This is a genomic window from Vibrio sp. KUL70 (genome assembly GCF_059725515.1).
The window spans coordinates 82016-106638 of the sequence record NZ_AP045835.1; the positions used below are offsets into that span (position 1 = coordinate 82016).

Annotated in this window: 24 protein-coding genes and 1 pseudogene; 2 read left to right on the plus strand and 23 right to left on the minus strand. The window is 44.1% G+C overall.

What is annotated here, in order from left to right; translation table 11 throughout:
* From AC6I7V_RS14500 to AC6I7V_RS14555, 12 genes are all read right to left on the minus strand, one after another.
* Positions 1–567, minus strand: coding sequence for a DUF6162 family protein (locus AC6I7V_RS14500; RefSeq protein WP_498012064.1), 567 nt, complete (start codon positions 565–567; stop codon positions 1–3).
* Positions 564–899 (minus strand): hypothetical protein, encoded by a 336-nt coding sequence (locus AC6I7V_RS14505; protein ID WP_498012065.1) that lies wholly within the window; start codon positions 897–899, stop codon positions 564–566. The genes AC6I7V_RS14500 and AC6I7V_RS14505 overlap by 4 nt, the downstream gene beginning before the upstream one ends.
* 95 nt (positions 900–994) lie before the next feature.
* Entirely contained in the window at positions 995–1831 is an 837-nt protein-coding gene (locus AC6I7V_RS14510; protein ID WP_255232729.1) for a DUF4198 domain-containing protein, read from the minus strand.
* Between the two features lie 78 nt (positions 1832–1909).
* Positions 1910–2428, minus strand: a complete 519-nt coding sequence (locus AC6I7V_RS14515; RefSeq protein ID WP_498012066.1) for a DUF2271 domain-containing protein — start codon at positions 2426–2428, stop codon at positions 1910–1912.
* A gap of 52 nt (positions 2429–2480) precedes the next feature.
* Positions 2481–3110 carry a PepSY-associated TM helix domain-containing protein gene (locus AC6I7V_RS14520; protein WP_498012067.1) on the minus strand — a complete coding sequence of 210 codons (630 nt, stop codon included), beginning with the start codon at positions 3108–3110 and terminating at the stop codon, positions 2481–2483.
* Between the two features lie 366 nt (positions 3111–3476).
* Positions 3477–4655 (minus strand): tetratricopeptide repeat protein, encoded by a 1179-nt coding sequence (locus AC6I7V_RS14525; protein ID WP_498012068.1) that lies wholly within the window; start codon positions 4653–4655, stop codon positions 3477–3479.
* Positions 4652–5272 (minus strand): energy transducer TonB, encoded by a 621-nt coding sequence (locus AC6I7V_RS14530; RefSeq protein WP_255232725.1) that lies wholly within the window; start codon positions 5270–5272, stop codon positions 4652–4654. Before AC6I7V_RS14530 ends, AC6I7V_RS14525 begins: the two co-directional genes overlap by 4 nt.
* A gap of 17 nt (positions 5273–5289) precedes the next feature.
* Positions 5290–5694, minus strand: coding sequence for an ExbD/TolR family protein (locus AC6I7V_RS14535; protein WP_032552484.1), 405 nt, complete (start codon positions 5692–5694; stop codon positions 5290–5292).
* Positions 5691–6239, minus strand: a complete 549-nt coding sequence (locus tag AC6I7V_RS14540; RefSeq protein ID WP_498012069.1) for a MotA/TolQ/ExbB proton channel family protein — start codon at positions 6237–6239, stop codon at positions 5691–5693. Before AC6I7V_RS14540 ends, AC6I7V_RS14535 begins: the two co-directional genes overlap by 4 nt.
* On the minus strand, positions 6239–7612 hold the full coding sequence (locus AC6I7V_RS14545) for a MotA/TolQ/ExbB proton channel family protein (protein ID WP_498012070.1): 1374 nt from the start codon (positions 7610–7612) through the stop codon (positions 6239–6241). The genes AC6I7V_RS14540 and AC6I7V_RS14545 overlap by 1 nt, the downstream gene beginning before the upstream one ends.
* A complete protein-coding gene (locus AC6I7V_RS14550; protein WP_498012071.1) occupies positions 7612–8379 on the minus strand; it encodes a DUF3450 domain-containing protein in 768 nt (255 codons plus the stop codon). The genes AC6I7V_RS14545 and AC6I7V_RS14550 overlap by 1 nt, the downstream gene beginning before the upstream one ends.
* Positions 8380–8552: 173 nt before the next feature.
* Complete coding sequence (locus AC6I7V_RS14555; RefSeq protein ID WP_498012072.1) at positions 8553–10640, minus strand: TonB-dependent siderophore receptor; 2088 nt, start codon at positions 10638–10640, stop codon at positions 8553–8555.
* A gap of 547 nt (positions 10641–11187) precedes the next feature.
* Here AC6I7V_RS14555 and AC6I7V_RS14560 point away from each other — a divergent pair.
* The gene (locus tag AC6I7V_RS14560; RefSeq protein ID WP_498012073.1) at positions 11188–12489 is read left to right on the plus strand and encodes a dicarboxylate/amino acid:cation symporter; all 1302 of its coding nucleotides are present in this window, start codon (positions 11188–11190) and stop codon (positions 12487–12489) included.
* 55 nt (positions 12490–12544) lie between these two features.
* On the opposite strand, the gene AC6I7V_RS14565 is transcribed toward AC6I7V_RS14560, so the two are convergent.
* The 3 genes from AC6I7V_RS14565 to AC6I7V_RS14575 form a co-directional block, all read right to left on the minus strand.
* Positions 12545–13948 carry a histidine kinase sensor domain-containing protein gene (locus tag AC6I7V_RS14565; protein ID WP_498012074.1) on the minus strand — a complete coding sequence of 468 codons (1404 nt, stop codon included), beginning with the start codon at positions 13946–13948 and terminating at the stop codon, positions 12545–12547.
* On the minus strand, positions 13945–14610 hold the full coding sequence (locus AC6I7V_RS14570; protein WP_255232718.1) for a response regulator transcription factor: 666 nt from the start codon (positions 14608–14610) through the stop codon (positions 13945–13947). The genes AC6I7V_RS14565 and AC6I7V_RS14570 overlap by 4 nt, the downstream gene beginning before the upstream one ends.
* Positions 14611–14690: 80 nt before the next feature.
* Positions 14691–15164, minus strand: coding sequence for a LabA-like NYN domain-containing protein (locus AC6I7V_RS14575; protein ID WP_498012075.1), 474 nt, complete (start codon positions 15162–15164; stop codon positions 14691–14693).
* A gap of 240 nt (positions 15165–15404) precedes the next feature.
* Here AC6I7V_RS14575 and AC6I7V_RS14580 point away from each other — a divergent pair, with 240 nt between their 5' ends.
* Entirely contained in the window at positions 15405–15851 is a 447-nt protein-coding gene (locus AC6I7V_RS14580) for a DUF4174 domain-containing protein (protein ID WP_498012076.1), read from the plus strand.
* Between the two features lie 21 nt (positions 15852–15872).
* On the opposite strand, the gene cobA is transcribed toward AC6I7V_RS14580, so the two are convergent.
* The 8 genes and pseudogenes from cobA to AC6I7V_RS14620 form a co-directional block, all read right to left on the minus strand.
* The gene (gene cobA, locus AC6I7V_RS14585; protein WP_498012077.1) at positions 15873–16628 is read right to left on the minus strand and encodes a uroporphyrinogen-III C-methyltransferase; all 756 of its coding nucleotides are present in this window, start codon (positions 16626–16628) and stop codon (positions 15873–15875) included.
* Positions 16629–16887: 259 nt separating this feature from the next.
* Positions 16888–17697: a formate/nitrite transporter family protein gene (locus AC6I7V_RS14590; RefSeq protein ID WP_498012078.1), complete on the minus strand. Its 810-nt coding sequence runs from the start codon at positions 17695–17697 to the stop codon at positions 16888–16890.
* Positions 17698–17811: 114 nt separating this feature from the next.
* Positions 17812–18135, minus strand: coding sequence for a nitrite reductase small subunit NirD (gene nirD / locus AC6I7V_RS14595; protein WP_255232713.1), 324 nt, complete (start codon positions 18133–18135; stop codon positions 17812–17814).
* A 15-nt stretch (positions 18136–18150) separates the two neighbouring features.
* Positions 18151–20709, minus strand: coding sequence for a nitrite reductase large subunit NirB (nirB, locus tag AC6I7V_RS14600; protein ID WP_498012079.1), 2559 nt, complete (start codon positions 20707–20709; stop codon positions 18151–18153).
* A gap of 363 nt (positions 20710–21072) precedes the next feature.
* Positions 21073–21903 carry an NAD-dependent epimerase/dehydratase family protein gene (locus AC6I7V_RS14605; protein WP_498012080.1) on the minus strand — a complete coding sequence of 277 codons (831 nt, stop codon included), beginning with the start codon at positions 21901–21903 and terminating at the stop codon, positions 21073–21075.
* Positions 21904–22003: 100 nt separating this feature from the next.
* The gene (locus AC6I7V_RS14610) at positions 22004–22630 is read right to left on the minus strand and encodes a LysE family translocator (protein WP_150869521.1); all 627 of its coding nucleotides are present in this window, start codon (positions 22628–22630) and stop codon (positions 22004–22006) included.
* A gap of 163 nt (positions 22631–22793) precedes the next feature.
* Positions 22794–23329, minus strand: a pseudogene (locus AC6I7V_RS14615) (type II secretion system protein).
* Between the two features lie 209 nt (positions 23330–23538).
* On the minus strand, positions 23539–24525 hold the full coding sequence (locus AC6I7V_RS14620) for a succinylglutamate desuccinylase/aspartoacylase family protein (protein WP_498012388.1): 987 nt from the start codon (positions 24523–24525) through the stop codon (positions 23539–23541).
* Positions 24526–24623: the final 98 nt, after the last annotated feature.

A 24623-nucleotide genomic window follows, 5' to 3' on the forward strand; every position in this document is an offset into this window, starting at 1 on the left:
TTAATGTTCATCATCTTCGTGATGTTGGTTTTCTATCGCTTCTGATTCTGTCACCACCTGCTTCCAACCAGCATTTGATAACGTTTCAATATCGAATTTCATCGGTGCTTTGACCTGACGTTGGAGGTTAATCCATATTTCAGGAGTGATAGAGTTTGCGTTCATCAGAAAAGAGTCGGCGAAACCTGTTAGCTGCGGTGAAGCAAAGTAATAGCCTGAACCAACCTGTATCCAGTCGTGTTCACCTTTTCTTTTCCAACTCTGATCATGAGTAAATGGAGCAACCCACTCTTCCTGTAGGAGCTCTATATTTGGCCATTGCTCGTCATTGTCGAAATAAAGATCTCTGATCTCTTCGTGAGCCAATCGTAAATCTGCAAGCATAGCGAGATTTTCTTGTTCAACGTCGGTCACAAGAATTTGATGCTCAAATGCTGTTGTGACATGAATTTCTGCTTGGTGGTATGGAATCGAGAGCGTTGCAAAGCCTAAGATAGAAGCGATGATCAGTGCTACCCATTTGCCCTCTCTGCCGCCAGTATCGGCTCTAACAGACTGAATGATCATTTCTCACTGATCTCAATGACATCGACTTCAACAGGAAACTCATGTCCAGAATCAAACACGATGTAAAAATCTGCGTCTGGTCTTTTAAATTCGGCTATCGAGCGTTTATCCGTCATCACTTTGGCAATTAAATTGTCTTCGTAATCAAACATTTCAACTGAGTAGTCAATTGCCTTACTGCCATCAGAGTAACCCGCTTCACAAGCAACAATTTCGCTCTCAAACCAGCAGTTCATTAATGGGAAGTGTGCTTGTGCTGGTAATGCGATCGCTCCAAGACCCAAAGCCAAACATGGTTTAACTAAACCGATTAATTTTGTTTTTATTTTCATAATTCTTTACCTAGCAAAGGGGAAACTCAGTGTCTTGACTGAGCAACAAAGGGCTCAAATGAGCCCCAGATATAAAACCGTCTCTTTAGACGCGATTATTGAAGAAGCGCTTCAAATGTTAGGTGAACATTTGAACTTGCTTTGTCCGCTAGTGGGTTGTCCTTCAATTCACCTTTGTAGTTCGCCTTCATTACGTAACGACCCGCGACATCTGGAGTGAATGTGATTTGGCCATTTTCGTCACTCACCACATCGATTTGCTCTTGGTGGTTGCGATAAAGCGTACCTTCACGAGTAATTTCAGCAGTTACCCCTTTCTGAACCTCACCGTTGTAGAAGAATTGGAAAGTAACCGGTTCACCTTCAATGATATCTGCAGGGTGAGTAATAGGTTTCATCTCCAGCAACTTGCCTTCAATCTCAAACGCTTTCTCAGTCGGCTTACCCACAGTGATGTAGCTTTCCGCTCGGGTGTAACTGATTTGAGTTACAACATCACGTGCCTTTTCAGGAAGTAACGCATCACGCTCAGCTTTATTCGCTCGCATCCATTTTACGGTGTCACGACGGCCCGCTTTATACTGCGTGTAGTATGACGGAACGTTATTTACCGCTACCTTGTGCGTGCCTTCTTCTTCAAAATAGAAGTCAAAGCTTGAACGGCGTTTACCACGAATAACAAAATTAGGGCGCTCTTTGCGGCCATCTGGCATGATGATTTGTGCGCTCTCGCTACCAGCAGGTTTATCAAAAACAAATGTTCCGTGAGATGCAGTCACATCAAAAGTCAGCCAATCGCCACCTTCTTTAGAAACTGTAAAATGAGAAGGAAGAATCCAGCGTGGGTGTGCTTGAGCCGTTGTGGTCGCTGCAAGACCGAATGCCATAACGCCAGCTAGAGCTAACGCTTTCATCTTTGTTTGTTTCATCATGAATAAGTCCATTCTTTCTGTATAAATCGATTATTAGAGTTTTAAAGCTGCTTATGTGCTTTGCATTTAGTTGGGCGATTAATTAACTAGGTAATCTAGAGTAATTTCACCGGTCTCTTCGGTAGGCTTTAATTGATAGCTGACGTTTTCGCTACCCAATGTCACTTTTTGGCGCAAGTAGTTACGACCACCGTGCTCGCGAACCACTTCGATATGAATCGTGTATTCCCCTTGTTCTAACTTTTCACCGCTATCATTTTTGCCATCCCATACGAAACGGTATTGGCCTGCAGGACGCGTTGCAGACGTTACCGCATCAACCAATTCGCGATCGTAACGGCCTACTTTTCGCCACCAACTACGCAAATCTTTCAGCCATTCATCTTTGCCCACCCACAGTTCGATGGTCTTAACCGATTTACGTGAACTATCTTCCACCCATACCGCAACATAAGGTCTTGCGTACATCGTGGTATCAATTTTTGGCAACTCGAACTGAACGTCTAACTTTGCCGATTCAGGTAGCGATTCAGCCATACTGAACGTCGGAAGAAGGGAAAGCGCAATCAGAGCTTTACTCCAGGTGATTTTTTTCATTATTTAACCTTAAAAAGTCCGTTTCACTTGTTTGTGCAACTACTCATTAGTACTACGGAACAGCGACAAAATAGATAAACCAAGACAGGGCAGATCCAAACAGCGTCCACTTAATCGATGTATTAAGCGTTTTCTTTTTGGGAAGTAATAAACACACACCAGTGATCACAAAGAAGAGCATCAGAAGCGCCGTGATGTCGATGAACCACTTCCAGACTTCACCGCTGTTTCGCCCCTTATGTAAGTCATTAAGCAAGGCAATGACGCCGTAATCTGTCGTCTCAACCTCAACGGTCTGCATCACCACATCTGCAAATACTGACGCGTTGTAACCTGGGCCTTTAAAGTCCATAGATACTTCGCCAATCAATAACTCGCCATCTTCGATTTCTGTGTAAATATCCAGTCCTGAAGGCGTACCAGATACGTTCGCTTGTTCAACTAAAAAGCGCTGAAAAGCATTCGCATTAGGTTTTAAACGTTCATTTTGAACAACGAATAGATCGCTAGGTAAGGCCAATGTTTGACTTTGAATGGTTGGCTTTGAAGCCTCGAACAGCTCTGGCCTATTTAGAGTGACACCCGTCACTGAAAAGAACAGCACCACGAACAGAAGTGCCATTGAGATATACACATGAAGGCGGCGAGCCCACATTTGAACCGCCCTACTTTTTAACCACATACCAAACGTACCTATAATATTTATGGGCGACAATTTAGTTGATAATCATTCTTATTGGCATTCAATTTACATTGTTTACGTTTGTAATACCAATCACAGTAAGTAAGTGATCAAAAATAGCGCAGGAAAAAGGCTTGAGAACAAGGCAGAATTTTTTGAATAGTAGTTATTCTACAATCAAAAATTTTAACGCAGTTATCGAGCGTTTTAACAAGCTAGGGTGAGCAATTATTTACTACGATTGGTATAGGATTTTTGAGAGGTAATTGATTGAATTTTGGGGTGAGATTTACAAAAAAACGCCATCGACTTGAGTCAATGGCGCTTTTCTATAGGCGTTAGGATCAGCTCCTGTAACTTTAGCCGCTAGGCAGCATCGTTACTGCTCACTCTTCTGAGCTGAGATAGGTATTTGATCCAACCCTGAGCTGTTTTAGAGGACTCTAAGTTCTCTGCTTTCTTTGCGTGAATCAGCGCTTTGTCGAGGTCCTTTAATTTATACCAAGAGCGAACTTTCGCCAGCGCCACATCCGCTTGCTTATCCTTCTCTTTAACCTTATCTAGTTCAACCAGTGCTTTGCTGTAGTAACCCTGCTGCACCATCAGTTGAGCAACGTTCCAGTGATATTTGGGTTTCTGCTTCGCTGCAAGAGTCCAGATTTCAATAGCTTGATCCCATTCACGCGCCAATTGCCAGTACGTTGCTTGCTCTGCCAGTAGCTGAGCGTCGCTTGATGCATTACTCAGCTTACTGATCTCTTTTGCGGCGCGTTCTGGAATACCACGTTTAGCATACAGTTGTGCCATTAAACGACGATCAGAGTCGCTGATCTCGACACCTTGTAATTCAGCCAATGCGAGTGTATTCAATGCTGCACGGTTACGATCTAGCCTCATTTGAATACCAACCAATTGACGCCACCAGTTGGTTTTATCAGGTTGCAATTCAATTAAGCTTTCAAGCGTTGGAATAGACTGCTTCCACTGTTTGAGCTGCAATTGTGCACCAAGCTTCAGTGACAAAGGGGCTAAGTCTGGTGTTTTGTTAAACTTGTCGTACTGAGCAATTGCTGGCAAGACTTTTTTCCAGTTCTGTAGTTGATACTCGGCTTGAGCTATACGCAACCAAAGCTGATCTTTCTTTTCTGCTTCTGGGGCTGTTTTAACCAACTCGTAGTAATGAGGTAAAGCTTTTTTAAACTCTTGTTCATTCAACAGAAGATCGGCCAACATTCGCTGCGTGATCCAAGCTTGTTCATCTAACAGAAGGCCAGTATCCACGGCATAAGCTAACTGTTTTATTGCTGCTGAAGGCTTACCATCTTGCCAGTAAAACATACCGAGCATACGTGCAACATAGGCTTTGTCGTAAGCTCGCGAAGACTCTATCGATGCCAGTGTTTCAATCGCCTCTTTTACCTTCTCTTCTTGTGAGAGTTGGTGTGCTTTCTGTACACGTATAGCTGTGTACTGACTAAGCTCTTTCGCTTGCAACATGAAGGGCATTAATATTAGCCCAACTAATATCCATACTTTTTTCATCATTTAGCCAATTTGAATTCAAGCCTCACGGTTTGCCCTATTTGGGCTATCGCTTTGCCATCAATCACCTTAGGTTGATACTTCCACTTTTTAAGAGCGCGCATCGCTTCACGCTCAAACATGCGGCGAGGGTTAGCTTCGGTCACTTGGATATCGATCGGTCGCCCTGTTTCATCAATAGTGAAACTCATTACAACATAACCTTCAGCACCACGTTTCAGAGCCTTTGCAGGGTAGCGAGGCTCAACACGATACAGAGGCATAGCTTGTTGATTAGTACCAAAATCCGAAAATGTCGGAGCGTTAATCGCAAGACCATCAATCGATGTATTTAAGTCCAAGGCTGGTAGCGAAGACATAGTATTTAAAGGCGTCACGCTGGCCTGAGAGGTTGACGCCTGAGCTTCTGGTGGTGGCTCTGGCATCTCCGGCTGCTCTGGGACAGCACGTTGCCTTCTCTGAACTTCTTGCTCCTGCTCCATCATTACCATGTTGAAGGTTAAGCTCTCACTCTTCTCTGGTGCTCGTTGGTGACCATTGTCCACCATCCAAGCCATAAAAGAGAATAGAACCAAGCCCAAAGCACCGGCAATAGGGAGAGCGAGAAATAAGCGAATCATCGGCAAACTCCCTTACACTATCGCTGTTCAGCGGCAAGCGCTATGTTTTTAACGCCGGCACCTTTCGCAGCATCCATCACCTTAACAACGGTGCCGTTGTAAGCATGTTCATCTGCTTGAATTACAAGTGATGCTTCGGGTTGCTCAAGCAATAGATGTTCGAGTGTCGCTTGTACACGCTCGACATCAATCAAACGTTTATCGATGTATATGTCGTTCGCAGATGTAATCGCCACGAAAATGCCTGCATCTTTTTGGCTGACGACGTTAGATGCTTGAGGGCGATTCACTTCCACACCTGATTCGCGTACAAACGAGCTCGTCACGATAAAGAAAATAAGCATGATAAATACAATATCAAGCATCGAAGTCAGGTCGATTTGAGCCTCTTCGTTTTTGGAATGACGTCTTCCGAGTCTCATCGTTGACTCCTTAATGATTTTTCTAATTTTATTTCTAAACGACTGCACACCTTCGCCAAACGTGCATGAACAAACATGCCCGCCAACGCAGCGACCATACCCGCCATTGTTGGTAACGTGGCAAGAGAGATCCCCGAAGCCATTAACTTAGGATCACTACTGCCTTGTGTCGCCATTACATCAAACACCGAGATCATTCCCGTTACCGTGCCAAGCAGACCCAGCATAGGACAAATCGCAACTAAGAGTTTGATTAAGTTTAGGTTCTGATTTAGTAATAGGCTTGCTTGACCCAACCAACCTTCTCGGATCGCTTTCGCGTGCCACGAAGACTGGTCATGTCTCTCATTCCATTGTTCAACCCAGGCTTTACGCTGTTTTGGAAAATAAAACGCCAAGTATAGAACGCGCTCGACCACCAGTACCCAATAGACGAGTACAACAGCAGCCAACCACCACAGAACGAAACCGCCCTGATCCATGAAATCAGACAAGGATAGCAGCCAGTCACTGGAAAATAGTGAACTAGACAACAAGATATCCATTATGCCGCTGTCCCCATTGGCTCAACATCCGCTTCTGGTTGCGTCGCTTTTTCGGCTTGCTCCGCTACCAAACCAATGCCCTGCTTCTCAAGGATGTTACGAATGTTCTCCGCTTGAGTGCTCAATAGGTTATGAGCCAGTAGCAACGGCATTGCAGCAACAAGACCAAGTACTGTCGTTACTAGTGCCATTGAGATACCACCAGCCATTACTTTAGGATCGCCGTTACCAAATTGAGTAATCACTTGGAAGGTCTCGATCATACCTGTCACAGTACCCAATAGACCAAGCATTGGAGCCAGTGCTGCAAGCAGCTTAAGCATCGACAAGCCTTTCTCTAAATGCGTTTGCTCATCGACTACCGCTTCAAGCAGACGCAGTTCTAACGCTTCTACAGTTTGCTTTTGCTCTTTATTGTATACCGATAAAATACGACCTAGAGGGTTGTTACCTGGTTGTTCTGGCTTCTTAAGCTGAGAACGGATTTTCTGGCGAGCAACAGCGAGTGCGATACCGCGAACCAGAGCAATCACTAAACCGATTGCAAGTAGGCCGAGGATCACTTTGCCCACAACACCACCCGCTTCTAAACGATCTTGTAGTGTTGGTGTCAGAGCTAGCTGCTCTAGCATGAAACCGCGAGAAGGGTCAACAATGATGTTCGACGGAGTACCCGATGCAAGCGTGCTCAGTGAAGTCAACGTTGGGCCGTTATCCGGTTGCTTAAAGTAAGCGATAGCGTCGTTACGCTGTGTGTTCCAGTTAACGTAGCCTTGCTCTGTCACTAAACCTATTGAACCAATTCGGTATGCGTCTACTTGTTTCGTAGCACCTTCGCCGTCGATGAATGAGATCTTGTTCTTCGTTAGTTCGCTACTCGCTTGAATCTGCTCTGACATGCTTAGCCAAAGTGCAGTAAGTTGAGGCATAGAAGGAAGAGATTTCGCGTCGATGATTTCGTCAACGGTTGAAGTGTATTCTGCGCGGTCAACACTGTTTACCGTGTTGTGAAGCTCAACTTCAAGCTCTTTGGCATTTTGGCGAACCACACCAAACAGTTCCCCAAGGCTGCCCGTCTCTAGACGTAGTTTCTCTTCTAGGCGCGCCAGAGTATCTTCATTGTCGCTAAACGTTTTGGTAAGAATATCTGTCTGTTCTTGAATTTGTTTGCGTTTCGCTTCGAGCTGCGCACGCAACGCTTTCAGCTCTTTTTCTGTCTGTTTGAAACCAGATTCACGGGCAACGTTATGTGCTGCTTGCGCTTTGTTTTCCATCGCTGCTTTACCAACAAGTTCATTGGTATTTGCATTTGAGAAACCAGAAAAAGTGAGCGTAGAAAGACAAAGTAAGGTTGCTAAAGGTTTAAGTTTCATTATTTAGCCTCCGCAACATTAAGAGATACTGGAAGAGTGATCAGGCTCGGTGCCGCCTGCTGGCTTGCGATATCAAAAGCCTTGTCTAGCTCAGATTTCATTGAAGGATCTTGAACTTGCCATTGATTTGCCACTTGGTTCCAAGACCAGTACTGAGTACCATTGAGGTTACGAGCTACTAGAGAAGCGCGACCTAAATGAAGTACGTCTGCTTCAATCACTTTATTTTCACTCAACGCGATTCGGCCTTGGTAAACACCCAACTTAATGCCGTAATCCATTTCAATTTGATACGCTTCAAGAATACGGCGGTACTTTTCAGCATCGCTGACGTCTGCGCGTGTCATCATTGCTTTTAGTTTCTCAACTCGTTGAAGGCGCTGTTCTTTCTTGATTGGAACATCTTTTTCCACCAAGGCTTGAAGACCATCAATCATTTGATACATCAGCGGTACAACCCCCTGACGCGTATATTTGATTTCATCAATTTGGGCATTAATGCTGTCAGCTTCTTTATTCTGGCTTTCAACTAAGGCTGCTAGGTGATCGTGATAAATTTCTAAATTTTTCACTTCTTCCTGTAAGCGCTCAATTTCCGCTTTGAGGGCTAAACTTGTTTCAGAGCTTTTATCAATAACTTTTTGGCTTGCAGCCGAAGCGTTATTGGTCTTATTTTGGATAGCTTGAGCTTGATCTAAGCTACTTGCTATTGAAGACGTTGCCATCATGCTGATTGCTAGGGCAAGACTGGTTTTTAGAAGATTCATAGTTGCCGTTAATTATTTTAGAAGAAATTCAAATGAACTTTATTGATAAACACTCTCATTATCATTAAAAGTCACTCGCTTGGCTAGGGATATTTGAAAAAAACAACGAACTAAGGGGAAAGCCGAAGCCTCCCCCCTATTCATTAACTCAACACTTACTGTTTAGTAACAAATTAGTACTTAACTTGTAGTGTTGCCATGTAGTTACGGCCTTCGCCAACCACTACACCTCGCGTGCTACCACCCTCTAGGTAGTCTGTATCAAATAGGTTTTCTACGTTGATACGAGCGACAAAATCTAGATTCTCGTCATACTTGAACGTGTGTGCAACACCCATGTCTACGCGAGTATAAGCATCTTTCTTAAAGGTATTAGCACTTTCAGTGTATCGGTCACCTACGTGGTAAACACCCAGATTTACGTCTGTACCGTTCTTGAATGCATATGTAGACCAAATACTTGCCGTGAACTCAGGCACGTCCGCTGGTGTTTTGCCCTCTAGTTTAGGATCATTCTTATATTCCGCATCTAGGAACATTGTAGAAGCGCTTAGAGAGAATGCTTCTGTTAGATAACCTGTTGCTGCAAGCTCTGCACCGGTGTGAACCTGTTCACCAACTTGAGTGGTAATCTGGTCAACCGTGCCGATTGGTGTAGCCAGATCTTCTGTCACTTGCATGTTTGACTGAGTGATCTGGAACAGTGCACCAGAAACAAACAAGCGTTCATCAAACAGTTCCCACTTCGTACCTACTTCGTAAAGCGTACCTTTCTTCGCGTCTTGCTCTTTTCCAAAGTTAACATCTTTTTCGTTAGAAATGTCGGCTACGGGTTCAAAGCTCTCAGAGTAAACAGCGTAAATAGAGCCGTTCTCTGCAGGCGAATAGATCAGGCCAGCTTTAGGAAGGACATTGTTGTAACTTTTCTCGACCCCTTTGCTGCTCTTAGTTTTATCATATGCAAGGCGAGCACCTGCAAGTACTTGCCACTGTTCATTAAGTGTCACTAAATCTTGAACGTAGACGCCATAATGCTGACTTTCTGAATGCGATAAGCCCGATGTATCCATGTTGTAATGAATGTCAGCAGGCATATCAAAGCCATTCTCACATGCCGTTGGATTGGATTGACAAGCTAGTCCTGCGTAGTACAGCTGTTTGTAATCATAGTGCAACCCATTCGCACCAATTAGCAGACGATGGTTTACGCCAAACGCATCAAAGTCACCGGTAAAATCAACATACGCAGTGTCAAACGTCCATTCATCGTGACGATCAGAAACTTTGTAACCCGTGCCATCTAACACGTTATCTGATTCTGTACGACGACGTTCATAAAACTGACGAGAGATACCTGTCTTTACAGACCAAGTTTCATTGATATTCGCAGCAACAGTCACGCCGTAGTTTGCTACGTCGTTGTCTGTCTGAGCAAAGCGTTGGTCGTTTACGATATCAGGGTTAATGACTTTGCCTGTAGTTGTGTCGATCTTAGAACCATTGTCTAAATCACCTAGCTCTTGAGTACGGTCATAGTGTAGAGACAGCATTACGTCTTCATTAATGTCGTAATCAACAAATAGACCACCAACAAAACGTTCTGTTTCTACGTCAGTGCCATCAAAGCGAGTGCGGTATGAGTCTTGGTTTTCTTGAGAAACAATAACGCGAGCGCGAAGTGTTTGATCATCGTTAAGAGAACCACTCACGTCAGCAACAGTGCGAGTGTAATTGTCAGAGCCGATATCTTGACTCACGTTCACTTGAGTCTCGTAAGTAGGCTTTTTAGCAACCATATTGACAAGACCGCCCGGTGCAGACTCACCATAAAGAAGACCAGCAGGACCTTTTAATACCTCTACACGCTCCAATAGTTCAACAGGTTGGCGGTAGTGAGACCAGTGCTGTACCCCATCACGCAAATAACCATTGCCACTGTCTAGCGCGAAACCACGTAGATTAAAACGTTCACGGTTAGTGGATTTTGAACCAGCAGAAATAGAAGCGTCGTTTTTCAGAACTTCACCTAAAGTACTTGCACGTTGCTCATCGATGATTTGCTCATCAATGATTGAAACTTGTCCTGGAGTCTCTAGTTGAGTTGCCTCCATGCGCATTGCTGTTGTGTTGGTGTCTGCCTTGTAACCGTAGTCACGACCTTCAACAACCATATGCTCATCTGTTTTTGCTGTTTCTGCTAATACAGCTGGTGACGCCAATACTGCGCCAATCACCAAAGCCAATGGGCTTTTTGAAAACATGTCCTTTTCTCCGACTTTTTTATTATTCAAACAACTGCCCTTTCGGTGCTTTGTTTGATCTACCGTTTCCGGTACCACTGAATATTTCGGAGACGAATATAAGTGATAACCATTACCATTTGCATTAAATTTACATTCTTTGCATTTGTAAAGTTATGTAAAGGCGTTACAGAAGATACCAGCTTAGTTATTTTATCGGTTCAGTTACCGATTCTGACTTCTTGTGATGTTTGATTGGTTGCCCGGTCAGCGTGATTTGTGTCTCAATCATTCGTTGAAAACCCGTTATGTAGACATCAAATTACCCTTTCATATGTAACTCGATCCGCTTCACTGATTAAAGAGGAAGTCATTAAAAATCAGTAACAAATGTTAATTTAAATGATCTAACTTTGTTTTTGTTTTGTATTTCTCGACAATAATCAGGTGACTTTGATCACATCTATAATTTTGCCCAACATTTTTATTTTTTTATTTATTCTCGCGACTGCTAATCTGCCGCTCACTTTGAAAGGTCTCAAAGTTATAATTAAAAGGAGTGTTCTAAATGAATACCAAGAAACCTATGTCTCTGACTGGCCGCGTTATTCTCGGTATGGTCGCAGGTATCTTAGTGGGATTTGCCATTCAATCCCTGTTTGCAGAAAGTGGCTTTGTTAATACATACATTGTTAACGGACTATTTGAAGTTGGCGGTAAAATCTTTGTCGCTAGCTTAAAAATGCTTGTTGTTCCTTTGGTCTTTGTCTCTCTAGTATGCGGTACTAGTTCATTGAAAGACCTATCCACGCTGGGTCGTATGGGCGGTAAAACACTGGCTCTTTACATTGGTACCACAGCGGTTGCAATTACTCTTGCTCTAACCATCGGTAATTTCTTCCAACCGGGTGCTGGTGCTGACCTAACCGCAGCGAGCTCATTCAAATCGGCTGATGCGCCTTCTCTAGGCCAAGTCATCATCGACATGTTCCCAACCAACCCTATCCAAGCGATGGCTGAAGGTAAAACACTTCAAGTGATCGTATTTGCAGTATTATTCGGCATTGCAATCAGTGCCGCGGGTAAACCGGGTGAGCGTATTGCGGCAATATTCCAAGATCTGAACGAAGTGATCATGAAGCTTGTTGCCCTACTCATGAACCTAGCACCTTATGGTGTGTTCTTCTTGATGGCGAAACTGTTCTCAGGTCTCGGCTTGGGTGCGATTTGGAATCTTGCTGAATACTTCCTAGTTCTTGCGGGTACTCTGATACTTCACGGTCTAGTGACATACAGCTTGATGTTAAAAGGCTTTACTGGCCTAAATCCAATTACGTTCCTACGTAAGATGGAGGACGCTATCATGTTCGCATTCTCTACGGCTTCTTCAAACGCGACAATTCCAGTAACTATGGAAACAGCGAAGAACCGCATGGGTGTTGATAACAAAGTAGCTTCGTTTACTGTTCCTTTGGGTGCGACAGTAAACATGGACGGTACTGCGATCATGCAAGGTGTGGCAACGGCGTTCATTGCGCAAGCGTACAACATCGACCTGTCTATGACCGACTACCTAATGGTGATCATGACGGCGACATTGGCTTCTGTGGGCACGGCAGGTGTTCCTGGTGTGGGCCTAGTTATGTTAGCAATGGTTCTTAACCAAGTTGGTCTACCGCTAGAAGGTATTGCACTTATCATGGGTGTTGACCGCCTGCTGGATATGATCCGTACCGCGGTTAACATTACAGGTGATAGCGCAGTCTCGATTATTGTTGCTAAGTCTGAAGGTGCGTTCGATGAAACACGCTTCAACGACCCTGCAGCGGGTGAAAAAGAAGAGCAAGTAAGCTTAGCTCGCCAAGCATAGTCTCTTTTTCACAACATAACTCAACGCCGCTTCCTTATAAAGCGGCGTTTTTGTTTTACAACTGAGTTTCAGGTTGAATTGGGAACATAAGGCTTATCCTCAATCCGCCTTCTAATTTGTTCTCGGCTTTTACATGGCCATTCATCACCGCCATCGACTCTTTAACGATAGCTAGCCCCAAACCATACCCGCCAGACTTTTTATCACGCGCTGATTCTAGGCGTGTAAACGGGCTAAACACACTCGAAAGTTGTTCATCAGGAATACCAGGTCCATTGTCTTCTATAGAAATGACAGTGTAACGCTTAACTGAAGTCTCTTCGCAGTAATACGTGGTCAATACAATGTCTGCTTTCGAGCCCGCGTATTTTATGGCATTCCCCACAATATTTCTCACCACACGAAGAATAAGCCTTTCATCAAGAGCGACACTTGGTGTCTGGTTCGACAAGTGAGCCACCAGCGTTTGCTCGCCTCTAAGGTCGTGTTGCATTTCAGAAACAAGCATAGAGCAGTAATGTTCGACATTCATCAATGTCACGTTAGCATCATAGCGTGCATTCTCTACACGGCTGTATTCAAGTATTTCACCAACGAGGTCATTCATCTCCTTGGTTTCATTCTCAAGTCTATCAATCAGGCGCGCCGATTTGTCTTCAACACTATTGCGCAGCAGATGCAGCACTAGATTCTGTCTCGCTAGTGGCGTTCTTAGCTCATGAGAAACATCGCGAATTAGACGGCGCTGCTTCTCGCCCAATGACTTAATCTCTTGCGTCATGTGGTCAAAGTCGTTCGCCAATTCATTGAACTCTCTAGTGTTCGATTTCAGCTCTGAGACAACCTCGACCGAGAAATCACCTTGCGCCAATCGACGGCTCGCTTCTCGTAACCGGTCAAGCGGCTGCTGGAGACGCCTTGAAAGGATCTGAGAGAACAAAAGCAAAATGACAAAAGCAATAAACACCTTCATTAATGAAGAGTACGTCGAAAAGGTATGGGCTGGGTGAAAGTATCTTGGAAACTGAACCACTAATAGTTTGCCGTGTTTTAAAGGAATACCAAGAATGGGTTGATTCACTTGCGCATCAAGCTGATGATCTAAATCCCTTAAAAACCTCAGCTTAAACTCAAAGTGCGGGTGCATATGGCGATGGGTGATTGGATGTTTATCTTTATCGAGTACAAACAGATAATAATCTTGTGCATTCGCCCAATCTGCCAATTCATCCATATCCCCCTCTTCAATTAGGATATCGGCTTGATAAGCCAGATCTAACATATCTGACTTCACAGACTCCGGAACCTTGAGCAAAGCTCTCATCAATGCCTTTTCCGCAATACCCTGAAAGATGAAAATGCTGACAATAATGATCGTTAGGTAGGCAAACAGCTGAAACGTCAAACCGTCCTTACGTTTCTCAATGAAAGAAGGACAGCGAAAATATTTTAGACTCATGCACTTACGGACTCTAAGTAGCTGTAACCTTTGCCGCGAACCGTTTTAATGTGTTGCTTAGAAATACCCGCTTGTACTAACTTGCGACGAATATTGCTGATATGCATATCTAGATTACGATCAAACGGACACAGCTCCCTCTTGAGCACATGGACTTGAAGGTCAGATTTCGAAACAACAATACCGTTATGCTTAATCAAATAATCAAGCAGGTCTTTTTCTGTCCCAGTCAGAGGAATACGAGCCAACTGTTCACACAAGCCCTCGTTCGTGCTCGCAACAGACTGGCGCTGACGCTCAAATCCGACGCGACGGAGAATCACTTTAATGCGAGTCAAAAGCTCAGGCACATTAAATGGCTTAGCAATATACTGGTCAGCCCCCGCTTGATAGCCATCTAACATGGATGCGTCATCATTGAGCGCTGTTAACATAAGAATCGGAGTGGCAAAGCGCTGACAAATGCGTCTTGCGACCTGTAACCCGTTGAGGTTTGGCAGCATCACATCCAGTAGAACCAAATCTACCGGATTCTGTTGAATAAATTCCAAAGCGCTCTCACCACAATGGACCTTATCAACATGATAACCCTCTGTTTCTAACACTTCACAGAGCAATTCACATAACTGAATATCATCGTCAACAACTAGAATGCGAGACATCACCACCACCAATTAAATAATAATGGTTTACATTTTAATTATCATAAAATTGATTTCAATTATAAAATTGCACTATTTGGCTACATTAAGAGATCTTTCTCGATTGGAACAAATTTTGTTGCAGAGTCGATGAGGTTTTGAGCGGTTAGTCCCGGCACGCCGTAAACTTCCACGTTGGTATTGAAGCGCGATTTTATACGTTCAACTAAGATCTCGAAGTCACCATCACCAGAAACAAGAATAATGGTATCGACAGCCTCCGCCAACTCGATTGCATCTAACGCGATACCGACATCCCAATCACCTTTAGCACTACCATCTCGCCGTTGAATAAAAGGTTTTAGCTTTACGTCAAAGCCCACTCCACGGAGGATGTGGTGGAACTGACGCTGTTTGGGATCTTGACTAGAAATAGCGTAAGCATGAGCTGATACAACGTTTCTACCGGTGGTTGCCACATACCAAAATTGGTTGTAGTCAAAATTACTTCGATATTTATCTCTGGTTGTGTAATACACGTTTTGAACATCAACCAGAATTGCAATATTTTCCATGTATGGTGCCTGCGGCTCTATGCCGTTATTTATAGCTAAAAAATGAGCCTTTACCCTATTCGATCTGCTAGGTAAATGCGAGTCGCTTATCGTTGATTTGAACCTATCTACTATGCTTTACGTATCAGCATTTATTCATCGCTTGATTATTGTGCAGAGTTGACTGCTCACGCTTTCAAAAATAGTCATTAAAGCGGTTTACTGATAGAAACACACGCATTGGTTGAAAGGAGTCATAGGATGCTAGGAAGAATACTCTCTATTGCAGGCATCATTGCTTGCTCTCACACTGCTCTCGCTTATCCGGCCTATGAACAATCACACAACTTGCCTCATCGCAGTGTCATCTTGTTCGCACCTGATCAAGACACCAAGGTGGAAGAGTTTATGAACAGTGTTTTAATCAATAACTGTCAGATTGACGAACGCGACATTGTGGTCATGGTAATCGCCGAGAACGGTTACACTATGCCCGGCTGGTTAAAAGAAGAGTTCAATTTAGAGGCAGTTAAGAAGATCTATGAGATCCCCAAGGGTGAGCACACAGGGATTTTGATTGGCAAGGATGGTAAAGAGAAACATCGATGGAGTGGCACAACAGATTGGGCGTTCTTGGCTAACTTCATCGACCAAATGCCGATGCGTCAACAAGAGATGCAGCGACAATCGAGCCGCTGCAGCATCTAAGGGCGCAAATGGAGCGGTATACTACTGATTAAACCAAGCTAACTTTTCATGAAGTTGAGCGACGCTACCAACAACAATCAGAGCTGGGCTTTTAGCTTGCCCGGCGAGCTCAGCCAAATCGCTTAAACCACCTCTGAAGACTTTCTGTTCCTGACGCGTGCCATTTTCGATGATAGCCACAGGCATATCTTGACGCATACCGTTATCAGTCAGGTTTTTCTGGATGTTTGGACTCTCTTTCAATCCCATGTAGAAAACAATGGTGTGGTTATGTTGAGCGAGTGATTTCCAGTCAATGTCTTCACCATCTTTCTTGAGGTGACCAGTGATGAACTGTACGCTTTGAGCGTGATCGCGATGCGTCAGAGGGATGCCTGCATAAGCTGTCGCGCCAGCTGCGGCGGTAATCCCTGGAACCACCTCAAAAGCGACACTATTCTCAGCAAGGGTTTCACACTCTTCCCCACCGCGCCCGAAAATGAACGAATCACCACCTTTTAAACGTACAACGCGTTTATTTTCTTGAGCTTTAGTCACAAGTAGTTGATTGATTTGATCTTGTGGTACGCAGTGATGATCAAGCTTTTTACCGACATAAAGCATCTCTGCATCTAGATTAGCCATCGCTAAGATTGCCTTAGATACAAGACGGTCATAAACCACAACGTCAGCCTGTTGAATCACTCGTGCGGCTTTAACGGTTAATAAATCAGGATCACCCGGACCGGCACCCACCAAAGAAACGAAACCTTGTTTTACTGCTTGCTGCTCACTCATTGCTTACGCCTATTTTAATTATTTTGCTGTAATTCACTGTATCAACAAGAAAACAACTCGTCGATCACAGTTTTTGCATATTTCATAACTAATTGAATTAACGTTTGGGGTTATTCTCGTTGCAATTCTGTATCACTGTTTATCATTCTATTAAAAGCATAGTGAATATTGATGTTCACACCAAAGAAGCCAAAAAAGGCCCCACAGTACACTGCAGGGCCTTTCCGTTAACTCATCCGTTTAATCGCTCAGGTCAGGATTATTTAATCGCTGGCGCTGTTTTAGCGTGAGTCAGGTAAAGTGGGATACATGTCATTACTAGACCACCAATGATGTTACCTAGGATTGTTGGGATAAGGTTGAAGTTCAACCAAGTCGCGATACCGAAGTCAGCACCAAGAATCATACCTAGTGGGAATAGGAACATGTTTACTACTGTGTGTTCAAACACAAGTGCGAAGAAGATGAAGATTGGGAACCACATCATCGCTACACGGCCAGACACTGAACGAGCTGTCATGTTACCAATAACACCGAGACATACCATAAGGTTACAGAAGATACCGCGAACGAAACATGTGATCCATCCGTCCATACCCATGTTTTCAAAACCTAAGCTACGCGCAGTTGATACCGCAATAAATTTTTGAGCAACTGCGTTTGGATCTAGAGAGAAGTTACCAGTTAGAGACACTGCAACTAAGAATGCGACAAGCAGAGAACCAATAAGGTTACCTAGGCCGACAAGCCCCCAACAACGCAGGATACGACCCCAAGTCACACCCGGGCGGTTGTCAAACTTTGCCAATGGAGCTAGACCGAATACACCTGTCACTAGGTCATAACCCATCACACTTAAGATGACAAAACCCACTGGGAAAACAAGTGCGCCAACAAGACCGATGCCCGTTTGAACCATTGCTGTAATCGCTACAACAACCGCAAGAGAAAGAATCACCCCTGCCATTGTGCTGCGAATTAGGAGATCGCGAGTACTTGTTTTCGTTTTCGCTTCACCCACATCGATCATAGTTTGAACAAATTCTACAGGTTTAAAATCAGAAGACATAAATTGTCCTTAAAAAGTTAAATTTAAAAAATAAAAATTGGATAGGAAAAGGCTCTAGTTGTCATCATGACAATCATCACTCACTAGAGCCCTTGAACTATCAAATCTTGACGATTACGCTGCGACTTCTACCGCGCCTTTCACAACACGCGCTTTGTAAGATTTCACGCTCATACGCTCATCTTCCATACATAGACCAGTCGCTAGATTGAAGCGCTGCTTCTTAAGTGGGCTTGCTACCCATAATTCGTCTTTGTGCTCACAGATAAGGCCGCGAGAAAGCACGTTTGATTGGAAAAATGGGTCCATATTATTAATTGCGAACACTTCTTCTGTTGCACGTGGGCGGAAGATTGCTACCTGCTCGCCGTTCAATAGTGCAACAACACCAGTACCTGGGATGATGTCTTCAATTTTACAAACTTTTGTAAATGCCATGATGTCGTTCCCCTATTACTCTGCCGCTACGTGAAGGATGTCGCCCTTCGCTTCTGGGTGTTTTTCAGTAAATGTCGCTGGACGGTGTTGCTCACGACCATCAGTGACAAACACTACATTGTCATCTCGCTCATCAGAGTTGATGAAATGAGAGAAACGCTTCAATTGTGTCTCGTCGTTGATAGTGTCAGTCCACTCACAGCTGAAGTTCTCTACTAGGCTAGCGATGTCAGCTTCTAATTGATCATTGATGCCTAGTTTGTCTTCCATGATGACTTCACGAAGGTAGTCGATGCCACCCTCTAGGTTCTCAAACCATACTGAAGTGCGTTGTAGTGGTGCAGCAGTGCGGATGTAGAACATCATGAAACGGTCGATGTACTTGATCAGTGTCTCTTGGTCTAGGTCGCCTGCTAGTAGTGTTGCGTGGCGAGGTTTCATACCGCCGTTACCACACACGTACATGTTCCAACCTGCATCTGTCGCGATAATACCAAGGTCTTTACCTTGCGCTTCCGCACACTCACGAGTACAGCCAGACACACCGAACTTCATCTTATGAGGAGTACGGATGCCTTTGTAACGGTTCTCAATCATTACACCAAGACCAACAGAATCTTGAACACCGTAACGACACCAAGTTGAACCGACACATGTCTTAGCCATACGCAGCGACTTACCGTAAGCTTGACCAGTCTCGTAACCCGCTTCGATTAGTTTCTTCCAGATTGTTGGAAGATCATCTTTTTGAGCGCCGAACAGACCGATACGTTGAGCACCTGTCACTTTCGTGTATAGGTTGTACTCTGCTGCTACGTTAGCCAATGCTGCTAGAGCTGCTGGCGTTACTTCACCACCCGCCATACGTGGGATAACAGAGTAAGTACCATCTTTTTGGATGTTACCTAGGAAGTTATCGTTGGTATCGTGCAGCTTAACTAGAGACGGCTTAAGGATGTGGTCACCCCAGTTTGAAGCAAGGATAGAACCAGCAAGTGGCTTACATACTTCACAACCGTAACCCGTACCGTGCTTCTCAAGTAGCTCTTCAAACGACTTGATTTCACCGATGCGTACTAAGTGGAATAGCTCCTGACGAGAGTAAGCGAAGTGCTCACATACGTCGTCTTTCACTTCAACACCTGCTTTTTCAAGCTCAGCATTTAGAACAGAAGTTACTAGAGGTATACAACCACCACAACCCGTACCTGCACCAGTTACTGCTTTAATATCACCAATAGTGTGGTGACCTTGAGCAACCGCTTCTGCAATCTTGCCTTTTGTAACATCAAAACAAGAACAGATAACGGCAGACTCAGGTAGTGCGTCAGCGCCTAGCGTTGGCTTTTCTGCACCAGCGTGAGCAGGTAGGATTAGCGCATCTGGGTGCTCTGGTAGGTCGATTTCGTTCAACATAAGTTGTAGAAGATCGCCGTAGTCAGACGTATCACCCACCATTACTGCACCAAGCAGTTTCTTGTTGTCTTCAGAAACGATTAGACGTTTGTAAACTTCTTGCTCTTCGTTTTGGTAAACGTAGCTCTTACAGCTAGGAGTACGGCCGTTAGCGTCACCAATTGAACCTACTTTCACGCCTAAAAGCTTAAGCTTCGCAGACATGTCAGCACCTTCAAACTTGCTGTCGTTACCAACGATATGGTCAACCGCTACCGTCGCCATCTTGTAACCTGGCGCAACTAGACCGTAGAAAGTTTCGTTCCAAGACGCACATTCACCGATAGCGTAGATGCTGTCATCAGAAGTCTGACAGAAATCATTGATAGCGATACCGCCGCGTGGAGCAACGTCTAGCTTCATGTCACGAGCAAGTTTATCTTGAGGGCGAATACCCGCAGAGAATACGATGAAGTCAGTTTCGAGCTCTGTACCGTCTGCAAAGCGCATAACGTTACGTGCTTCTTTACCTTCAGGAGCAATTTCAAGCGTGTTTTTGCTAGTGTGAACTTTCACACCCATACTTTCGATTTTTTGACGAAGTTGGTTACCACCCGCTTGGTCCAGCTGCTCAGCCATTAGCTTAGGCGCAAACTCAACTACATGAGTCTCTACACCCAGTGCTTTTAGAGCACCAGCTGCTTCAAGTCCTAAAAGACCACCACCGATGACAACACCGACTTTGCTCTTTTTCGCACACGCTTCGATCGCTTTAAGATCTTCGATAGTACGGTACACAAAACAGTCTTTGCTCTCGCGGCCTTTAATAGGTGGAACGAATGGGAAAGAGCCTGTCGCCATGATCAGCTTGTCGTATTGGATTTCACGACCAGAGCTTGAGTAAACAATCTTCTTCTCACGGTTTACTGTGATAGCGCGTTCGCCGATCAACATGTTGATACCATGTTTCTCGTAGAAGCCCTCTTTAACTAAAGAAAGTTCGTCTGCTGTGTGGTGTGAAAAGTAAGAAGAAAGGTGTACGCGGTCATACGCAACACGCGGCTCTTCACAGAACACCGTAATGTCCATGTTGGCTACGTCTGTCTTCTCGACTAAATCTTCGATATAGCGATGGCCTACCATCCCGTTACCGATTACGACTAGCTTCATCTTGCTCATAAGAATTCCTGAAAGGTTATAATTTTCTTAACTGAGCGAATAATGAATTATGAAAGAAAATGAAAATATGATGTAAATCAATTACGAAAATGAACTACCCGAAAGGGGTAGAACAAAAGAGGTATAATCGATTGCGAATGGACCAAAGCAAACGTATAACCTGACTTTATCTATGGTTAAATGCAATCTAGAAGTGCAATCACACACATATAAATATGTAGTAAAATTTCACACAGAGTAACTTAAAAGTAAATTAGATGACAATAATTTTCATTTAGTCACTAGATGATGGAGCATTTTTAAAATTCATCCGCTTAAATGACAAAGTGTTTGCCAATGTGAAAAGTTCTATCGTAATGCTCGCTACGGCTGATTAGAAAGGGAGGGTTGAATGTAGTGGCGTAGAGTTGAGGTTGGTTTAAACAATGAGCTCACGGGTAGATCGAGGTTTAATCTCTCAATCTCTGTCGCAGACGAACCAAACTGGGCTTCAAATTCCTCCCAGTTCATATTTTTGATCTTTTTAATCCATCCAACATTCAAAAGTAAACGGGCAAAATTTTCAGGGGTGAAGCCTTCTTTCTCTGCAATAAAGTGTTGTTTGGTATCCGTTTGGTTTTGTACTAAACATAGATAAAAGCGAGCGATATCTTCAACATGGATATATTGATTATGCCCTTGTGTTGGCGTCGCCACTGATAGAGACCCATTTAACGTTTCAACAATCCTCCTCAACTGACAATTATCACCACCATAAACCAAACTCGGACAATAAACGACATGCCATTTACGCCTTAGCGCTCGCTCAATCGTTGTTACATCCGGCTCAACAACAGAAAGTGGTTTGAGTTTAAACCCTCTTAACTCATCGTAGTTTGCTTTCCCAAAGAGCCAAACGCCTGATGTGTGGATTTTTGTCGCCCCTGCTTTTGCGAAGCTATCTAACTTTAATAGTAATTTGGACTCAATATTGGCAATTTCAGCTGGCGAATATTCTGACCAATGAGGTCTCGCGCAATTGATTACTACATCAAAGTCACCTTCAAATTTCGAACATTCCTCATAAATGCCTTCAGGACAGATTATTGCGCTTCGCTCTCTACCATAGAGATACACCTTAGCTCCACTTTCCTTGAACAAACTCGTCACATGTCGACCGACATAACCGTTAGAACCTGATATCAGTACTTTCATTAATGCTTTCCCTTAGCCAAATCGACAAGAACATCAGATCATAAAAAACAGATAGCAAAATAGGCGAGCCAAAGACCGCCTATTCTATGAGTGAAGTTAGTTAACGGTTGATCGCTAAGTAGGAACCTGCGGCGATCATGATGCCACCCGCGCTCTGGTTTAACCTTTTGTGCGCACGAGGTGTTTTCAACAAAGTCACCATTCGACCCGCCCCCATCGCAATCAGCAACAAGCCAGTCATTAAAGCGACAAACGCTAACACCGCAACGAGTACGATATCTTGTGAACGAAGCACAGTAAGATCGATGAACGTTGGCAAGAACGAAATGTAAAACAGAATCACTTTCGGGTTTGACGCAGAAATTAAAAAGCCTTGCGCAAAACTTGCCAGTGCTGACTTTTGGCTTTGCTTGGCAACTTGCTCTGCCGAACCCTGCACTTCAGGTAGGCTTCTGAACATCTTGTACCCAAGGTAAATCAAGTAAGCAGCACCAACGTAACGAATCACTTCGAAGGCGAATGACCAATTTTCTGCAACCGTTGCTAAACCAAAACAGGCAAGCACGAGATAAATCATGTCACTGCATGTCATTCCTAACGAAAGTGTGATGCATTTTTTCCAACCGTGAACCATACCGCGCGCCAATATTGCAAACACGCCCGGCCCTGGTGTAATACCGAACACAAACATGGCTATAAAAAATGTAACTGCGCTTTCAAATGACATCCTCTACTCCTTCCTTAGATATACGCTAGAAGAGCTTTGAAGCTAACACGGAGTTTACTATTGAGTAAAGATTAAACATCGACCCACTCATTGACACAGATAATCAATCACTGATTGTACAGCTCAAGGATTCTAGTTCGCATCATTCAAAAAGAAATTCTACCTAGCATTCATCATTGACAACACGAACTGTACATTCACAGCCCTCTGCTGGACACACACCATTATCGACTCGACCAAACGAGTCATAAATAACATAACAGCCAGAAGGAAGGTTTTCGTCAGTAATATTGTTTTTTCAAGGTCGGCAGAACTAAACGAATAGTTATAACCGATGACTGTGTGTCGATTACCAAATTCAGATGTTAAGCTCGCGTCGTCAGACAAAGTTAAAAAATCGAGCATGTTGAGCTTATCGCCCGACTCACCTCGACTTTCTGGACATAAGGTACCCCAGTCGACTTCAACACTACCGATACCAAAATCAATCACGTAGTTACTTTGATCATCTGGGTTCTTTGCGCTAGGGTCAAGCCCTTCAATAATGGCTTTCGATACAACTTGAGCGTTCACACTGTCCATTGCACTAGCAACGCCTTCTAACACAGCTTCTCGCGCTGACTCTTGGATTCCCAAAAACCGAGGTGCCGCTGTGACAGCGAGGATGCCGAGTATAATCACAACGACAATCAACTCTATGAGAGTAAATCCATTTTTCTTCATAACGCTCTCACCAATAACAACAAATTCAATAAAAACCTGAATGAATATTCTAAAAATATACACTGTCAGTGCTGAGAAAGACATCTGTCGTCAATCGCAATTTGACCGTAGTCTTTGAAATGAGAAGCTCTCGGAACCTGTTGCGTTGGGCAAAGATCCTCTTTGCCCATATGATTCACTTTGCTTTATTTGATTAGACGAACTACCAATGAGCCTGGAGCGCGAAGTGTTTCAAGGTTATAGCTGATAACTGTTCCAGATTCAGGCGCAGTATATCTCAGCAACTCCTTGCCAAGTGAATCGAACTGGATTGCCAGTAGATCGCCCTGCTCGACTTTCTGCATCAACGAAACCTGTGGTTCTACAAAACCGCCCTGTTTTGCTTTGATACTGATGATCTTGTCACCTTCTAATGGGGAGTTCAGCTCAGAGACCTCTCCTTCAATCACACCTTCCGCTGTGAGGATGTTGATCACCCCTTGAGTCGCGCGTTCAACCAGTTCACGTTCAAAGTAACGACCTGCTCCCACTTCCACTGTAATACTCGGCACACCGTGTGTATTCCACGCCGTTTCCAACACTCCTTTCTCACCCGGATCGTTCAATACCACATCCGCGTTCATCAGAGTTGCCATCTGTTTTGCTTTTTCGACTCTATAGTCTGCGAAAACATACAGCGGATAGCATGTGCCCGAAGTTTGCGTGTGCAGGTCAATCGCGATATCGGCATTTGGCAACAATAGGTTGTTCCATAACGTTCCTAGATACCGCTCAACTTCATTGCCTTCAACATTACCAGGGAAGAAACGGTTGAGGTTTGACGGCGATGTATCAGGATCGACCGGGAAGAAATTGCGACTGTGATTTAATATACCGCTCAAGTTAATCGTTGGGACAATAGTGACGCAACCCGCGATATTTTGATCAACAAGACGTTGTGCAACTTTCATTGCTGTCATGATACCGTTCTGTTCATCACCATGAACACCAGCAGTAATCACAACTTTCTTGCCCTGATCACGACCTTTAAACACTCGAACAGGTAACTGCTGCCATTGCCCGATAGCATTGGTTGCGACAGCAAAGCTCAAGGTATGATCACCCGGCGAGAGATCATCCACATTTAACGAGTGAAGGTATTCAAGAACTTGTGTTTGACTATGTGTCGTCATTTCTGACATATCGATTCCCAATAGATTTAATAAACAACAAAGGCGAGTCTCAGCTCGCCTTTGGTCGTAGTGTAATATAAGCCCGTCAATGAATTCGG

What these genes read in the sequence shown, in the direction of transcription:
- AC6I7V_RS14610 (WP_150869521.1), bottom strand. Translation starts at nt 22,630, where the DNA reads ATGTCATTTGAAAGCGCAGTTACATTTTTTATAGCCATGTTTGTGTTC.
- AC6I7V_RS14580 (WP_498012076.1), top strand. Translation starts at nt 15,405, where the DNA reads ATGCTAGGAAGAATACTCTCTATTGCAGGCATCATTGCTTGCTCTCAC.
- AC6I7V_RS14590 (WP_498012078.1), bottom strand. Translation starts at nt 17,697, where the DNA reads ATGTCTTCTGATTTTAAACCTGTAGAATTTGTTCAAACTATGATCGAT.
- AC6I7V_RS14500 (WP_498012064.1), bottom strand. Translation starts at nt 567, where the DNA reads ATGATCATTCAGTCTGTTAGAGCCGATACTGGCGGCAGAGAGGGCAAA.
- AC6I7V_RS14535 (WP_032552484.1), bottom strand. Translation starts at nt 5,694, where the DNA reads ATGAGACTCGGAAGACGTCATTCCAAAAACGAAGAGGCTCAAATCGAC.
- AC6I7V_RS14520 (WP_498012067.1), bottom strand. Translation starts at nt 3,110, where the DNA reads ATGTGGTTAAAAAGTAGGGCGGTTCAAATGTGGGCTCGCCGCCTTCAT.
- AC6I7V_RS14555 (WP_498012072.1), bottom strand. Translation starts at nt 10,640, where the DNA reads ATGTTTTCAAAAAGCCCATTGGCTTTGGTGATTGGCGCAGTATTGGCG.
- AC6I7V_RS14530 (WP_255232725.1), bottom strand. Translation starts at nt 5,272, where the DNA reads ATGATTCGCTTATTTCTCGCTCTCCCTATTGCCGGTGCTTTGGGCTTG.
- AC6I7V_RS14550 (WP_498012071.1), bottom strand. Translation starts at nt 8,379, where the DNA reads ATGAATCTTCTAAAAACCAGTCTTGCCCTAGCAATCAGCATGATGGCA.
- AC6I7V_RS14605 (WP_498012080.1), bottom strand. Translation starts at nt 21,903, where the DNA reads ATGAAAGTACTGATATCAGGTTCTAACGGTTATGTCGGTCGACATGTG.
- AC6I7V_RS14620 (WP_498012388.1), bottom strand. Translation starts at nt 24,525, where the DNA reads ATGACGACACATAGTCAAACACAAGTTCTTGAATACCTTCACTCGTTA.
- cobA (WP_498012077.1), bottom strand. Translation starts at nt 16,628, where the DNA reads ATGAGTGAGCAGCAAGCAGTAAAACAAGGTTTCGTTTCTTTGGTGGGT.
- AC6I7V_RS14575 (WP_498012075.1), bottom strand. Translation starts at nt 15,164, where the DNA reads ATGGAAAATATTGCAATTCTGGTTGATGTTCAAAACGTGTATTACACA.
- AC6I7V_RS14540 (WP_498012069.1), bottom strand. Translation starts at nt 6,239, where the DNA reads ATGGATATCTTGTTGTCTAGTTCACTATTTTCCAGTGACTGGCTGCTA.
- AC6I7V_RS14565 (WP_498012074.1), bottom strand. Translation starts at nt 13,948, where the DNA reads ATGAGTCTAAAATATTTTCGCTGTCCTTCTTTCATTGAGAAACGTAAG.
- AC6I7V_RS14560 (WP_498012073.1), top strand. Translation starts at nt 11,188, where the DNA reads ATGAATACCAAGAAACCTATGTCTCTGACTGGCCGCGTTATTCTCGGT.
- nirB (WP_498012079.1), bottom strand. Translation starts at nt 20,709, where the DNA reads ATGAGCAAGATGAAGCTAGTCGTAATCGGTAACGGGATGGTAGGCCAT.
- AC6I7V_RS14545 (WP_498012070.1), bottom strand. Translation starts at nt 7,612, where the DNA reads ATGAAACTTAAACCTTTAGCAACCTTACTTTGTCTTTCTACGCTCACT.
- AC6I7V_RS14510 (WP_255232729.1), bottom strand. Translation starts at nt 1,831, where the DNA reads ATGATGAAACAAACAAAGATGAAAGCGTTAGCTCTAGCTGGCGTTATG.
- AC6I7V_RS14505 (WP_498012065.1), bottom strand. Translation starts at nt 899, where the DNA reads ATGAAAATAAAAACAAAATTAATCGGTTTAGTTAAACCATGTTTGGCT.
- nirD (WP_255232713.1), bottom strand. Translation starts at nt 18,135, where the DNA reads ATGGCATTTACAAAAGTTTGTAAAATTGAAGACATCATCCCAGGTACT.
- AC6I7V_RS14515 (WP_498012066.1), bottom strand. Translation starts at nt 2,428, where the DNA reads ATGAAAAAAATCACCTGGAGTAAAGCTCTGATTGCGCTTTCCCTTCTT.
- AC6I7V_RS14525 (WP_498012068.1), bottom strand. Translation starts at nt 4,655, where the DNA reads ATGATGAAAAAAGTATGGATATTAGTTGGGCTAATATTAATGCCCTTC.
- AC6I7V_RS14570 (WP_255232718.1), bottom strand. Translation starts at nt 14,610, where the DNA reads ATGTCTCGCATTCTAGTTGTTGACGATGATATTCAGTTATGTGAATTG.